12 protein-coding genes are annotated in these 14,505 nt (G+C 74.1%); 4 read left to right on the top strand and 8 right to left on the bottom strand.

The window, feature by feature from the left end; translation table 11 throughout:
• Positions 1-92 precede the first annotated feature (92 nt).
• Positions 93-725 carry a phosphoribosylglycinamide formyltransferase gene (purN, locus tag E4623_RS01190; RefSeq protein WP_134764694.1) on the bottom strand — a complete coding sequence of 211 codons (633 nt, stop codon included), beginning with the start codon at positions 723-725 and terminating at the stop codon, positions 93-95.
• A 10-nt stretch (positions 726-735) separates the two neighbouring features.
• Entirely contained in the window at positions 736-2,013 is a 1,278-nt protein-coding gene (locus tag E4623_RS01195; RefSeq protein WP_134764695.1) for a DUF6350 family protein, read from the bottom strand.
• A 170-nt stretch (positions 2,014-2,183) separates the two neighbouring features.
• Here E4623_RS01195 and E4623_RS01200 point away from each other — a divergent pair, with 170 nt between their 5' ends.
• The 3 genes from E4623_RS01200 to E4623_RS01210 all read left to right on the top strand — a co-directional run bounded on the left by E4623_RS01200 (position 2,184) and on the right by E4623_RS01210 (position 6,368).
• Positions 2,184-4,064, top strand: coding sequence for a hypothetical protein (locus tag E4623_RS01200; RefSeq protein WP_134764696.1), 1,881 nt, complete (start codon positions 2,184-2,186; stop codon positions 4,062-4,064).
• Positions 4,065-4,136: 72 nt separating this feature from the next.
• Positions 4,137-4,931, top strand: a complete 795-nt coding sequence (locus E4623_RS01205) for a hypothetical protein (protein ID WP_134764697.1) — start codon at positions 4,137-4,139, stop codon at positions 4,929-4,931.
• An 87-nt stretch (positions 4,932-5,018) separates the two neighbouring features.
• Entirely contained in the window at positions 5,019-6,368 is a 1,350-nt protein-coding gene (locus tag E4623_RS01210) for a hypothetical protein (RefSeq protein ID WP_134764698.1), read from the top strand.
• A 91-nt stretch (positions 6,369-6,459) separates the two neighbouring features.
• Here E4623_RS01210 and sucD read toward each other — a convergent pair whose 3' ends face one another.
• Both sucD and sucC read right to left on the bottom strand, forming a co-directional pair.
• On the bottom strand, positions 6,460-7,341 hold the full coding sequence (gene sucD, locus E4623_RS01215) for a succinate--CoA ligase subunit alpha (RefSeq protein WP_134764699.1): 882 nt from the start codon (positions 7,339-7,341) through the stop codon (positions 6,460-6,462).
• 18 nt (positions 7,342-7,359) lie between these two features.
• Positions 7,360-8,529 carry an ADP-forming succinate--CoA ligase subunit beta gene (gene sucC, locus E4623_RS01220; RefSeq protein WP_134764700.1) on the bottom strand — a complete coding sequence of 390 codons (1,170 nt, stop codon included), beginning with the start codon at positions 8,527-8,529 and terminating at the stop codon, positions 7,360-7,362.
• 387 nt (positions 8,530-8,916) lie between these two features.
• Between sucC and E4623_RS01225 the strand changes: the two genes are divergently transcribed.
• Positions 8,917-9,891 (top strand): M23 family metallopeptidase, encoded by a 975-nt coding sequence (locus E4623_RS01225; RefSeq protein WP_134764701.1) that lies wholly within the window; start codon positions 8,917-8,919, stop codon positions 9,889-9,891.
• Positions 9,892-10,032: 141 nt separating this feature from the next.
• On the opposite strand, the gene pcrA is transcribed toward E4623_RS01225, so the two are convergent.
• The 4 genes from pcrA to E4623_RS01245 form a co-directional block, all read right to left on the bottom strand.
• Positions 10,033-12,480: a DNA helicase PcrA gene (gene pcrA / locus E4623_RS01230; RefSeq protein WP_134764702.1), complete on the bottom strand. Its 2,448-nt coding sequence runs from the start codon at positions 12,478-12,480 to the stop codon at positions 10,033-10,035.
• A 62-nt stretch (positions 12,481-12,542) separates the two neighbouring features.
• Entirely contained in the window at positions 12,543-12,899 is a 357-nt protein-coding gene (locus E4623_RS01235) for a hypothetical protein (RefSeq protein WP_134764703.1), read from the bottom strand.
• Between the two features lie 31 nt (positions 12,900-12,930).
• Entirely contained in the window at positions 12,931-13,824 is an 894-nt protein-coding gene (locus E4623_RS01240) for a M15 family metallopeptidase (RefSeq protein ID WP_209020436.1), read from the bottom strand.
• A complete protein-coding gene (locus E4623_RS01245; RefSeq protein ID WP_209020437.1) occupies positions 13,821-14,504 on the bottom strand; it encodes a response regulator transcription factor in 684 nt (227 codons plus the stop codon). Before E4623_RS01245 ends, E4623_RS01240 begins: the two co-directional genes overlap by 4 nt.
• Between the last annotated feature and the right edge of the window lies 1 nt (position 14,505).

Genomic DNA, 14,505 nt, shown 5'->3' on the forward strand with positions numbered 1-14,505 from the left:
GCGTCGGGACGGAGGGGCCACCCAGGCGGACGATGACCCTCGACGTTCACTCCCCGGTGGTCACCCACCTGCGCCAGTCGTGTGCCCGCAGACTATCGGTCGTCGTCGCCCCCGCCGAACCGGACCGACCGGCCCTCGACCGTGAAGCCCTCGCGCGCCATCCGGCCCACGGCCTCCACGAGCATGGCCCGCTCGGCGACCTTGATCCGCTCGTGCAGGGACGCCTCGGTGTCGCCGTCCTCGACCGGGACGGCGCTCTGCGCGACGATCGCGCCGGTGTCGACCCCGGCGTCGACGACGAAGAGCGTGCAGCCGGTCACCTTGACGCCGTAGGCGAGCGCGTCGGCCGGACCGCGCATGCCGGGGAACGCCGGCGACAGGGCCGGGTGGGTGTTGACGGTGCGACCGCCGTGGGCGGCGAGGAAGGCGTCGCCGACCAGCTTCATGAACCCGGCCAGGACGACGACGTCGGGGCGGTGCTCGCCGACCAGTCGCGCCAGGTCGGCGTCCCACGTGGCGCGGTCCGCGGAGCCCGCGACCGTCAGCACGAACGTCGGGACGCCGGCCCGCTCGGCGCGGGCGAGCCCCTCGATGCCGTCGCGGTCGGCACCGACCGCGACCACCTCGGCGCCGTAAGCGGGGTCGGCGCAGGCGTCGAGCAGCGCCTGGAGGTTGGTGCCGCTGCCGGACACGAGGACGACCAGACGGCGGGGACGGCGAGGCACGGCGCAGACCCTACTGCTCGGACTCCTCGAGCGAGATCTCCACCGGCAGGGTCCGGCGCTGCCACCAGGTCATCGCGGCGCCGCCGACGAGGCCGCCGAGGCCGAACGACGTCAGCGCGTGCAGCAGCACGTCGAAGGTGAACGGTGCGACGTCGGCCATCCGGCCCGGGCCGACGGCACCGCCGGCCACCGAGGCGGCCAGCGCGAACAGCACGCCCGCGACGACGCCACCGGCGACGCCGCGGACGGCGCCCTCGACGTAGTACGCCGTGGGCCAGGCCCGCTGCGACCAGGCCGCGGCAGCGCAGGCGACGAGCGGCGGCAGCAGCATCAGCCAGCCGGTCCAGCCGGGCGTGGGGCCGTCGTCGGGGAGGGCGGCGAGCATCGGGAACGCCGGCAGCGGTCCGAGCACGACCAGCCCGGGGGTGACCAGGGTGCCCGTGCCGACGCTGAAGCCGGGACCGAGCAGGTAGGAGCCGGCGAAGACCACGGCGTTCGGCAGCAGGGCCAGGCCGAGGGCGACGACGAGCACGACCGCTCCCCCGCCGCCGCCGAGCTGGCTCATCACGTTGGCGGCGGTGCTGAGGTCGACGACGAGCGCGACCGCGAAGGCGAGCAGCGAGACCAGCGTCCAGGCCACGACGACCCGACGGACGACGTGGGCGCTCGCCCGCACGGTCGTCGGGAGGTACGCCGCCCAGATCGCGGCCCGGCCGGAGCCGACCGCGATGGCGGGGACCCCGACGAGCAGGCACAGCAGGACGGCCCACAGCACCACCCGCGGCAGGCTCGGCGCCGTCGCGGGGGTGGAGGCGAGGGTGAGGGTGACCACCGCGGTGGCGACGTACCCGAGGGTGAGGAGGAGCCCGGCGGCCGGGACGACGAGGTCGCGGCGGCCGTCGAGGACGCCGTCGGCGTCGGGTCCGTGCCCGGAGACCGAGGCGCCGACGCGCTGGCCGATCCGCCACAGCGCCCAGGCGCACAGCAGGGTCACGCCGAGCGGCACCGCGGTGACCGGGGTCCCCTCGATCCGGACGCCCGACCCGTGGCCCATCAGCCAGGCGAGGGCACCCGTGCGGAGTCCGTCACGCGGAGCGCCGTGCGACCCGCCGTCGGTGAGGAACCAGCCGGCGACACCCAGGGCCAGGCACACCAGCAGGGTCGACGTGGCGGCGGCGAGCCCGCCGGCGATCGCGACCAGGGTGAGCGGCCGGCGGGTGGCGAGGTCGTCGCGCACCTGCTCGGCGGTGCGGCCGCGGCGGGTCTCGGAGGGCAGCAGTGAGGTCATGACCGGTCCATCGTGACCCGGAGCCCGGTCCCGATCGTGCTCCCACGCCGACCTCCTCCCGGTCGGCACCGGGGTCGGCACCGGGTCGGCACCGGCGCCCGCACCGGCACCGGCACCGGGGTCGCGCCGAGTCGGCATCGACGTGCCCCCTCGTCTACCGTGGACGGGCGATGAGGCAGCCCGACGAGTTCGACGAGTTCTACAAGGACGCCCGCGACCGCCTGCTCGCCCAGACCTACGCGATGACCGGCGACCTCGGCGCCTCGCGCCGGGCGGTCCGCGACGCGTTCTCGGTCGCCTGGCAGCGCTGGCGCAAGCTCTCGCGCCTCGAGCAGCCCGAGGACGTCGTCCGTCCGCACGCCTGGCGGCTGGCCCAGCGCCGGCACACCGCGCGCGTGTGGCACCGCGAGCGCGACATCGACCGCGACGTCCGCGCCACCCTCGACGCGCTGGGCAAGCTGTCGACGCCGCAGCGCAAGGCGCTGGTGCTCACCCAGCTCGCCGCGGTCTCGATGCCGCAGATGGCCCGGGAGATCGGGCTGACGCTCGAGCGGGCGGAGATCGAGCTGCAGGCCGGGACGACGGCGCTCTCGCTCGAGCGCGAGGTCCAGGCCAGCGAGCTGCGGGCGGTCTTCGACGCCCTGGCGACGTCCGTGCACGACCGCGGCCGGTTCCCGCGGGCGCCCATCGTGCGCCGCACGGGCAACACGCGCCGCCGCGGCCACACCCTGCTCGGAGCGGTCGGCGCCGTCGCGGCGCTGGTCGTCACCGGCTCCCTCGTGACCGACGCCGGCGGCGTCCGCCCCACGTTGCACGCCCAGCCCGACCGGCCGACCCGCACGCCCGCGCCGGTCGACGAGGCCGAGGTCGAGTCCGGCGTCACCGTCACCCTGCCCGACTCCGCGCTCCTCGACGTCGCACCGCTCGACGCGGCCTACCCCGGTCGCACCTGGACGGAGCGGCGCACCGGCGACAACAGCGACGGCAGCGGGATGGTCCTCCCGTGCCAGGTGGCGCGGTACGCCGACCCGGCCGGCACCGCCGCCCTCGTCCGGACCTTCCGCGCCGCCGCGGGCCGGCAGCCCGCCGCCACCGCCGTCCAGCTCACGGAGGCCTCGGCCCGCCCGCGGGCCGCCGAGCGGACCTTCCGCGCCACGACCGCCTGGTTCGCCGGCTGCACCGACCAGCGCGTCCAGCTGCTCGGCACCCGCACCCCGACCGGGGTCGGCGACGAGGCGGTCCAGCTGGTGCTCCGGTCCTCCGCGGCCCCGGTCACGACCTACGTCGTCGGGGTGGCCCGCAGCGGCCTGTTCACGACGACCACCGTCGTCGAGACACCGGGTGACGACGTGCCCGACCGCGACGCCGCGGCCGCCGTCCTCGCCGCGGGTGTCGGTGAGCTGTGTGCGCTGCCCGGAGCGGGCGCCTGCGCACCGGCGCAGCCCGAGCTCGTCGACCGCGACCCGCTCCCGGCCGGTCGGCAGCCGGCCCTCGTGTCCGAGATCGACCTGCCGCCGGTCTCCGGCGTCGACGACCCGTGGGTCGGCACCGAACCACGGCGCGCGACGACCAACGCCGCGGCGACCGGCTGCGACGTCACGTCGTTCGACGGCCGGTTCGGCAGGTCGAGGTTCACCCGCAACGCCACCCGCACCTTCCTGGTGCCGGGGGCCGAGCTCCCCCGGGAGTTCGGGCTCACCGAGACCGTCGGGGCACTGCCCGCCGCCGGCGCCGCCGGCCTGGTCGAGCAGGTCCGCGACCGCCTCGCCAGCTGTCCCGAGCGCGAGCTCAACACCGAGGTGGAGCGGCTGGTCGACCGCAGCGACGGCGCCGAGGCGCTCACCGCCTGGCGGCTCGAGGTGAGGGTCACCGACGAGCGCACCGTCACCTACCTGATGGCCATCATCCGCACCGGCACCTCGGTGGCCCAGCTCACCTTCGTGCCCACCCAGGACGCGACGGTCGACACGGACGTGTTCGTCGACCTCGCCGAGCGGGCCCAGGCCCGGCTGCGGCAGCTGCCCGCGCCCGGCGCGCCCGGCCGAGGCTGAGGCGGGCCCACAACCTTCCGGGACCGGACGTCGTCCCACCTCCGCACGCTGACCCCGGCCGAGGAGGACCCGATGACGACACGCCCCCCATCGCCGCGCCGCACCCGGGCGGCCGCGCTGGCCGCGCTGGCCGCCGTCCTGGTCCCGCTCGCGCTGGCCGGCTGCGGCGGCGAGGACGACGTCCGCCCGCGCGACGACGGGCGCGCCGGGCCCGGCGCGCGAGCCACCACGGTCGTCGGGACCGAGCCCCCGGCGTCCGCGACACCCGCGGCGGCACGGATGACGGCGTCCGACGACGGACTGGGCGGGTGGGCCTTCGGCGACGCGGCCGAGCCGGCGCTCGAGGCCATGACCGGCGAGCTCGGTGCTGCCGACGTCGACACCGGCTGGGAGGAGTTCCGGCGCCTCGAGGGCCACGCCGGCTGGTACCGCGACGACGACCCGCTCAGCGACTCCTGGCGGCACCGCTACTTCCGCGCGGCCTGCTGGGCGTCGCTCTGCTCGATCTTCGGGGGCTCCTCCCCCGCCACCGCCACGTTCCTCGGGTGGGAGGTGTCGGACTTCCGGCGGTGGGACGAGGACGACGACCCGGACCCCACCGGGCCGCGGATCGCGCTCGAGGGCAGCGGGATCCGGCTCGGCGACACCTGGGCGGACTTCCGCGCGGCCTACCCCGGGGCCCGGGCCGGCGGCGGGGAGGGCGCGTCCCTGGTGATCGGCGCCCCGCCGTGGCCCGGCATCGTCGACGGCGTCGGGGCGTGGCGGATGAGCGGCAGCTGGGACGCCGACCGCCCCACGTGGGCGCCCGACCACGCCGTCGTCACCCGGATGTCCGGGGGCGTCGGCCCGGCGCCGGGCTGCTGCTGAGGCGGCCGACCGGGACGCGGCCGACAACTTCTCCGGCCGGCCGACCGTCCCACCCCTGCACGACGACCCCAGCCGAAGGAGCCCCGCATGAACGCCGGACACCGCCTGCTCACCCGAGGGACGGCCGCTGCCGTCGCCGTCCTCGTCCCGCTCTGCGTGACCGGCTGCGGCGACGCCCGCAGCGGCGACGCGGCCGGCCCGCAGGCAGCCGACGGGGGCGGGACGGCGACCACGGTCGCGGACGCCGTCCCCTCGGCCGAGCCGCCGGCCACCCGGCTCCCCGACGACTTCCCCCTGGCGGCCGCACTGCCCGCCACCAACGGCGACGACGGCACGCCGGTCCGGGTGACCGCGCGGCCCGGCACCGACGGTGTCGAGCTGTGCGAGGACGAGGCCTGGACCCGCGACGGGACGGTCGACGTCGCCGGGGTCACCTACGCCGGCGAGGCCGAGGACTTCCGCGGCCGCACCCTCGCCCTGTACGCCGACGAGGCCGCCGCGACCGCGGCCCTCGACCACGCCCGCGCGGCGTTCGCCGCCTGCCCCGACGCGACGGTGGGCGGCACCGACCAGGTCTACGAGGAGATCGATCGCGGCCCGGGGTCGTCGACCTACACCCACCGCTACCGCTACGGGGGCGCCTTCGACCCCGGCCTGGAAGTCATCGAGGTCGTCCAGGTCGGGCCGGCGCTGTACCTCGCGTCGTACTACGGCGAGGGCGGGACCAGCCCCGAGTCCATCGCGTCCTCGGTCGACGAGGCCCGGACGTCGTCCCGGCCGGTGCTGGAGGCGATGGCTGACCTCGGGACGGCCACGCCCGACCCCAGCCCGGAAACCAGCCCGGAGACCAGCCCGGACACGGGCCAAGGGACCACGCCGTCGGCCGGCGACCTCCCCCTCGCCGCCGGGTGGCCGACCGAGGTCACCGAGTCCGGCTCCGCCGGCCTCGAGCTGCCCGTCGCCGAGCTCGACGCCCCGTTCGCCGACCACGCCTGCGACAGCGCGGCGCCCGGCGGCGACCCGACCGAGGTCGTGCGCGCCCAGTTCTCCGACGTCGAGGCCTACCTCGGCCGCGAGCTGCTGAGCTTCGCCGACGCCGACGCGGCGGTCGCCTTCGTCACCGACCTCCGCGACTTCTACGCCGCCTGCCCCACGCAGAGCGAGGACGGGCTCTCCTACCCGGTGCGCACCTTCGACACCGCGGTCGGCGGGCAGTCGTTCGCCGTCGTCCGCAGCGCCGAGCACGACGGGAGGCCGGCCATCGGGGTCAGCGCGCTCCAGGTCGTCAGGGTGGGCAGCGCGGTGCTCCTCGACTCCACCTCCACCGAGGGCAGCGCCGGCGACGCGGCCGCGGCCCGGAACCTCGCCGAGGTGATGACCGACCGGTCCGGCGACGTCGTCGCCGCGATGTGCGCCTTCACCGTGGCCGGCTGCTGACCCCGCCGGTCCTGCGCCGCGACGACGGACGGCCCGCCACCTCGATCGAGGTGGCGGGCCGTCGTCGGACCGTTCCGGGTGACCGGTGCGGTCAGAGGCCCTGCAGGATCTCGCGCATCAGGGCGGCGGTCTCGGACGGCGTCTTGCCGACCTTGACGCCGACGGCCTCGAGGGCCTCCTGCTTCGCGGCCGCGGTGCCCGAGGAGCCGGACACGATGGCGCCGGCGTGGCCCATCGTCTTGCCCTCGGGGGCGGTGAAGCCCGCGACGTAGCCGACGACCGGCTTGGTCACGTTGTCCTTGATGTAGGCCGCGGCCCGCTCCTCGGCGTCCCCACCGATCTCGCCGATCATCACGATCGCCTTGGTGTCGGGGTCGGCCTCGAACGCCGCGAGGGCGTCGATGTGGGTGGTGCCCACGATCGGGTCGCCGCCGATGCCGATGGCGGTGGAGAAGCCGAAGTCCTTGAGCTCGTACATCATCTGGTAGGTCAGGGTGCCCGACTTCGACACCAGGCCGATCGGGCCGGTGCCGGCGATGGTGTGCGGCGTGATGCCGGCCAGCGACTCGCCCGGGGTGATGATGCCGGGGCAGTTCGGCCCGATCATCCGGGTCGACCTGCCCTGCAGGTAGGACCACACCTCGGCGGTGTCCTGGACCGGCACGCCCTCGGTGATGACCACGAGCAGGCCGATGCCGGCGTCGATGGCCTCGATGCAGGCGTCCTTGGTGAACGCCGGCGGCACGAAGGCCACCGACACGTCGGCGCCGGTCTCGCGCATCGCCTCCTCGACGGTGCCGTAGACCGGCAGCTCCTTGCCGTCCAGCTCGACCGTGGTGCCGGCCTTGCGGGCGTTGACGCCGCCGACGATGTTGCTGCCGGACTGGAGCATCAGGGTGGTGTGCTTGGCGCCCATCCCACCGGTGATGCCCTGGACGATGATCTTGCTGTCCTTGTTCAGGTAAATAGACACGTCGTGATCTCTCCGGTCTCAGGCGTTGTTGGCGAGCTCGGCGGCCTTGTCGGCCGCGCCGTCCATGGTCGGGACCTGCGTCACCAGCGGGTGGTTCAGCTCGTCGAGGATCGCTCGGCCCTTGTCGACGTTGTTGCCGTCGAGGCGGACGACGAGCGGCTTGGTCGCGGCGTCGCCGAGGATCTCCAGCGCACCCTTGATGCCGTTGGCGACCTCGTCGCAGGCGGTGATGCCGCCGAAGACGTTCACGAAGACGCTCCTGACCTGCTCGTCGCCGAGGATCACGTCGAGGCCGTCGGCCATGACCTGCGCGTTCGCGCCGCCGCCGATGTCGAGGAAGTTGGCCGGCTTCACGCCGCCGTGGACCTCGCCGGCGTACGCGACGACGTCGAGGGTCGACATGACCAGTCCGGCGCCGTTGCCGATGATGCCGACGGCACCGTCGAGCTTGACGTAGTTGAGGCCCTTCTCCTTGGCCTTCGCCTCGAGCGGGTCCGTCTCGTCCTTGATCTCGAACGCCTCGTGGTCGGGGTGACGCACCTCGGAGGCGTTCTCGTCGAGGGAGACCTTGCCGTCGAGCGCCTCGAGCTTGTCGCCGGCGAGCCGCGCGAGCGGGTTCACCTCGACGAGCGTGGCGTCCTCCTCGACGAAGACCCGGTAGAGCGACTCGATCATGGCGACGGCCTGCTCGAAGACGGCCTCGGGGAACTTCGCCTCGGTCGCGATCTCGCGGGCCTTGGCCTCGTCGACGCCGGTGCCGGGGTCGATCGGGATCTGCTTCACGGCGTCCGGGTTGGTCTTGGCGACCTCCTCGATCTCCACCCCACCCTCGACGCTGGCGATGCAGAGGTACTGCCGGTTGGCGCGGTCGAGCAGGAAGGAGAAGTAGTACTCCTCCTCGGGGGGCGTGGCCGGGGTGATCAGCACCCGGTTGACCGGGAGGCCCTTGATCTCCAGGGCGAGGATGTTGGTGGCGTGCTCGAACGCCTCGTCGGGGGTCTTGGCGAGCTTGACGCCGCCGGCCTTGCCTCGTCCGCCGGCCTTGACCTGGGCCTTCACGACGGTGACGCCGCCGATCTGCTCGGCGGCGGCCTTGGCGGCCTCAGCGGTCTCGACGACGACACCGAGGGTCGTCGCGACACCATGCTTGGCGAAGAGCTCCTTCGCTTGAAACTCCATCAGGTCCACTGGTTCACCACGTTCTCGAGAGGGTTGTCACGCGTCGGAGCGAGCGGCCCGGTCCGGCCTCGAGGGCGCGAGCCGCGCGCTGGCGTGCTTCCTCGTGGCACCCTAGTCCCGTCGCGGCGTGGTGCCGCGCCGAGGTCCGGATCGCCGCATCCCCGCGATCCACCCGCCCGTCCGCCCGACGTCGTCCGCACGTGCTGTGGACGATGATTTCGGACAGGTCCCCGGCTCGGTTAGAGTGACGCGTCGTTCTCGACCACCACTGTTCGGCACGTCTCCCCCACGCGTGCAGCACCAGCAACCAACGGAGTCGTCTGACCTATGGGAAACCACCGAGCGGATCGCCGCGCGCCGCGTCGACGCCCGGAGACCCGACCGGACACCCCGTACGTGGGCCGTCGCGTCGCTCGTCCCGAGCCCGTCGTCGTAGCCCCTCCGCTCGAGCAGGTCGCCCACGTCGAGCCCGCCGCGGCTCCGGTCGCGGCCCCCGCACCGGCCCGCACGGGCACCCACACGGGCACCCACTACTTCGGTGACCTCGACGTCACCGCCGAGATCCCGCTGGTCCGCGAGGCCACGCCGGGCAGGCGCAAGGCGGTCCGGCACGCCGGTGCGCGCGGCTCGCTCTTCCGCGGCCTGCCGTCCCCGCCGCTGCTGCTCGGTGTCGCGACCCTCGCCGTCGCCGTCGGCGGCGTGCTCACCTCGGGCGCGGGCACCGACCAGGAGCTCGCTCGCACCGTCGTCGTCAACGACGTCCGGCCAGCCACCGCGCTCAGCGGCTCGGGCGGCACCGGCACCGTCGACGGGCTGCGCGCCGACGTCAGCCGCTCCTCCGACCGGGGCGCGCTCGACCAGGCCAACGGCGACGAGGCGCTCGTCGCGGCCGCGGAGGCCCAGGCCGAGCAGCGCAACGCCGCCCTGGGCGAGCTCGCCGCGCAGGCCGAGAAGCAGGCGGCCAAGATCAAGGAGAACCGCTGGTTCCTCCCGCTCAACCCGTCGATCACCACCGCGACGTTCGGCCAGACCGGGCTGTGGGCCAGCTACCACACGGGCCTCGACTTCAACGGCGAGACCGGCGACTCGATCCACGCGATCGCCAACGGCACCGTGACCTTCGTCGGCTACGACGGGTCCTACGGCAACAAGACCGTCATCACGCTCGAGGACGGCACCGAGATCTGGTACTGCCACCAGACCGACCAGTACGTCTCCGTCGGCGACATCGTCAACGGCAACGACATCATCGGCACCGTCGGCACGACCGGCAACGTCACCGGCTCGCACCTGCACGTCGAGGTCCGCCCCGGCGGCGGCGACCCGGTCGACCCCTACGCCGCCTTCGTCCAGCACGGCGTGACGCCGTGAGCGGCGGGCCGGCGTAGCCCGAGCCTGCGACGGCCGGGTCCGACACGACGCGAACACCGGTGGTCGAGCAAGGGGCCATGCCACCCGCGTGCCGCACCTGTTCGGTGACCGTGGGAGCCGGCGCGCCCCGCACGCTCGGCGCTACAGCTTCTCCACCGGGGCGTAGCGCAGGAGGAGCCGCTTGACGCCCTCGGAGCCGAAGTCGATCGAGGCGACGGTCTTGTCGGCGGCGCCCTCGAGCGCGACGACGGTGCCCATGCCGAAGGAGTCGTGCAGGACCCGGTCGCCGGGGTCGAGGCTCGGGATCTGGCGCGCCGGCTTCGCCTTGGCGGCGGCGTCGGCGCGGGCGGCGGCGGCGGAGAAGTTGCGGCGGCCGGCGGCGGTCTGCTGGCCGTAGCCGCTGGCCGCCGGGGACGACGAGGCCCAGTCGGGGCGACCCCACTGCGTCTGGGCGGCCTCGGTGCGGCGCCAGTCGACGAGGTCGACGGGCAGCTCGTCGAGGAACCGGCTCGCGGGGTTGTGGGACGGCGATCCCCAGGCCGAGCGGACGACGGCCCGCGAGATGTAGAGCCGCTCGCGGGCGCGGGTGATGCCGACGTAGGCGAGCCGGCGCTCCTCCTCGAGCTCGGGGCGGTCGCCGAGCGACCGGGAGTGCGGGAACACGCCGTCCTCGAGCCCGGTGAGGAAGACCGTCGGGAACTCGAGGCCCTTCGCGGTGTGCAGGGTCATCAGCGTGACCACGCCCTGCGCCTCGGCCTCGTCGTCGGGGATCTGGTCGGTGTCGGCGACCAGCGCGACCCGCTCGAGGAAGTCGCCGAGCCCCGGCGTCACCAGGTCGGCGTCGACGTCGGCGGGGTCGGCCGACGGCCCGGCCACCGGGTCGTCGGAGAACTCGCGTGCCACGGCGACGAGCTCGCCGAGGTTCTCGACGCGGGTGGCGTCCTGCGGGTCGTCGGAGGCCTCGAGCTCGGCGAGGTAGCCGGACTTGTCGAGCACCGAGTCGAGGACGACGTCGGGCCGCTCCCCCGCGTCGACCATCGACTGGAGCTCGGTCACCAGCCCGACGAAGCCGCGGATGTTGGTGAGCGAGCGGGTGGCGAGGCCGGGCGCCTCGTCGGCGCGGCGCAGCGCCTCCCAGAACGGGATCCGCTCCCGCTCCGAGAGCGCGTTGACGCACTCCACGGCGCGGTCGCCGATCCCGCGCTTGGGCACGTTGAGGATGCGGCGCAGCGACACGGAGTCGTCGGGGTTGACCAGCATCCGCAGGTAGGCCAACGCGTCGCGGACCTCCCGGCGTTCGTAGAAGCGGACGCCGCCGACGACCTTGTAGGGCATGCCGGTGCGGATGAACACCTCCTCCAGCACGCGGGACTGGGCGTTGGTGCGGTAGAACACGGCGACGTCGCCGGGGCGCAGTCCGTCGTCGGTGAGCTTGTCGATCTCGTCGCTGACGAAGCGGGCCTCGTCGCGCTCGTCGTCGGCCACGTAGCCGACGATGTGCTCGCCGTCGCCGGCCTCGGACCACAGCCGCTTCTCCTTGCGGCCCTGGTTGCGGCTGATGACGGAGTTGGCGGCGGTGAGGATCGTCTGCGTGGAGCGGTAGTTCTGCTCGAGCAGGATCGAGGTCGCGTCGGGGAAGTCCTGCTCGAAGTCGAGGATGTTGCGGATGTTGGCGCCGCGGAAGGCGTAGATCGACTGGTCGGCGTCCCCGACGACCATCAGCTCGGCCGGCTCGATCCGCTCCCCGTCGTCGAGCGAGCCCATGTCGTCGACCCGGTCGGCGCACAGCTGGTGGATCAGCGCGTACTGCGCGTGGTTGGTGTCCTGGTACTCGTCGACCAGCACGTGCCGGAACCGCCGGCGGTAGGTCTCGCGGACGTCGGGGAACGTCTGCAGCAGGTGCACCGTGAGCATGATGAGGTCGTCGAAGTCGAGGGCGTTGGCCTCGCGCAGGCGCCGCTGGTAGAGCGTGTAGGCCTGGGCGAAGGCCTCCTCGACGCCGTTCTTGGCGTCCTTGGCGGCGTCCTCGTCGTCACGCAGCTCGTTCTTGTGGTTGCTCACCCAGTGCAGCACCGGCCCGGGCTGGAACCGCCGCGGGTCGAGGTCGAGGTCCTTGATGACCATCGTCATCAGGCGCTTCTGGTCCTGGGCGTCGTAGATGGAGAAGTTGGACCGGTAGGTCCGCCCCTCCCGCTCGAGCACGGTGATCTCCTTGCGCAGGATCCGCACGCACGCCGAGTGGAACGTGCTCACCCACATCAGCCGGGCCCGCCGTCCGACGAGCTCCTCGACCCGCTCCTTCATCTCGGCGGCCGCCTTGTTGGTGAAGGTGATCGCCAGGATCGAGCCGGGGTGTGCCTTGCGCTCGGAGATCAGCCAGGCGATCCGCCGGGTCAGCACCCGGGTCTTGCCCGACCCGGCGCCGGCGACGACCAGCAGGGGTCGCCCCGCGTGCCGGACGGCCTCGCGCTGGGGCTCGTTGAGCCCGTCCAGCAGCTCATCGGGCGTGGGACCGCGGCGGGTCGTCCGGGCCTCGGCGGGGGCGGTGCCCTCGACGCCGAGCCCCTCGAGAAATGGTTGCGCGCTCATGCTGGTCCCAGCCTACGGCGACCCTCCGACAGCGGGCGCCTCGCCGTTGCCCCCGCGGCCGCTCAGGCGTGCGCGGAGGACCAGACGACGGCGACGACGACGTTGAGGACCGACAGCACGAGGAGACCGACCCACAGTCCCTGCGGGATCCGCGGCTTGCGGGTGTTGGCCATGACGAGCACCAGGAGCACGAGACCGATGAGCGCCTTGACCGCGATCTTGGCGTGGTCGAGGTCGGCGTCGAGGCCCTCGAGGACACCCACGAGCGCGAGCCCGGCGACGAAGGCGGTGCCCACCCCGTCGCGCATCGCGGCGTTGACCGTCTTCTCCCCCGGGCCGGCCTGGGCCAGGAGCCCGCCGATGAGCGCGGAGAACCCCAGGACGTGCACGACGAGCAGGACCAGGCGCAGGGTCTCCATGCGCAGCAGGGTATCGGCGCGACGGGCCCCGTCAGCGACCGGTGGCGGTGAAGTGCTGGTAGTCCTTCAGGCTCTGGAAGTCGCCTCCCCACGACCAGCCGATCCGGGCGAACTCCCGGACCACCAGGCCGTCCCGGAGCACCATGCCCGGGCGCTCCCTGGCCCGGTCGAGGTAGCTGGACGCGAGCTCGGGGAGCACGAGGTCGCCCTTCTCGTAGGGGTTCACGAACGGGTTGACGTCGATCGCCAGCCCGTAGGCGTGCGCCGAGAACCCGGAGGACTGGCCCGTCGTGGGCCGGCACACGTACGCCGCGGTGTTGTTGCCGTCGCCGGTGGGCGGGAGGTCGAGCTCGGCCGGCTCGGGGATCCGCATCTCCTCGATCGGGAAGTCGGCGGCGTAGAGCGCGCGGAAGACCGACGCGACCGCGTCGGCCTCGGTCGCGGCGACGACGAGCTCACCGGTGTGGGCGGCGCCGTCGTAGCCACGGAAGGAGACGGTCACGTGCCGCAGGTCGGCCAGGGCGACCGGGCAGGACGACGTCCAGGTCAGCCGGCGCGCGATCGCCGGGGTGACCGGCCCGATCCTCGAGCGCCACCGCTCGCCGCGCGGGGGCGGGAGCAGGTCGGTCGTCGGGTAGCGCCGGTCGCGCAGCGTGGGCGGGGTCGGACGCACCTCGCCGAACCCGTCGGCGCGCAGCGGCAGGACCCGTCGGCCGAGCGGCCAGGTCGAGTACGCCGGCCCGGGCGGCTCGGACTCGGGCGGCTCCGACTCGGGCGGCTCGGGCTGGGGCGGCTCGGGCGCGGGGGACGACGTCACGACCGTCGACGTGGTCGGGGTGCCCGGAGCCGGCGACGCGGGCTGGTCCTCCGGTGTCGAGCACGCGACCAGCGCCAGGCAGGCGGCGACCGCGAGCAGCCGTCTCACAGCAGGCGTCGGTCGGTCGCCCACCGGGTCAGCTCGTGGCGCGACGAGAGCTGCAGCTTGCGCAGCACCGACGACATGTGGGTCTCGACGGTCTTGATCGAGATGAACAGCTCCTTGGCGACCTCCTTGTAGGCGTAGCCGCGGGCGATCAGCCGCATCACCTCCCGCTCGCGCTCGGTGAGCCGGTCGAGGTCCTCGTCGACGGCGGCCACCTGGATCGAGCCGGCGAACGCGTCGAGGACGAAGCCGGCGAGCCGCGGCGAGAAGACGGCGTCGCCCTCGGCGACGCGCCGGATCGCGGCGACCAGCTCGGGCCCGGTGATGGTCTTGGTGACGTAGCCGCGGGCTCCGCCGCGGATCGTGCCGATGACGTCCTCGGCGGCGTCGCTGACCGACAGCGCGAGGAACCTCGTCTCCGGTGACTGCGACCTCCGCATCACCTCGACCCCTCCGCCGCCGGGCAGGTGCACGTCGAGCAGGACGACGGCCGGCCGGTGCGCGGCGACGGCCCGGACCGCCTCGTCGACGTCGGCGGCCTCGGCCAGCACGTCGACGACGCCGGCGCCGGCGGCCTCCAGCTCGGCGCGGACCCCGCGGCGGAACATCGCGTGGTCGTCGACGACGACGACGCTCACGAGGGTCTCGGCGGGCGGGCCCGGCTCGGTGGACGACGTGCTCATG

Origin of the sequence: Nocardioides sp. 1609 (assembly GCF_004522105.1) — a bacterium.
GTDB lineage: Bacteria > Actinomycetota > Actinomycetes > Propionibacteriales > Nocardioidaceae > Nocardioides.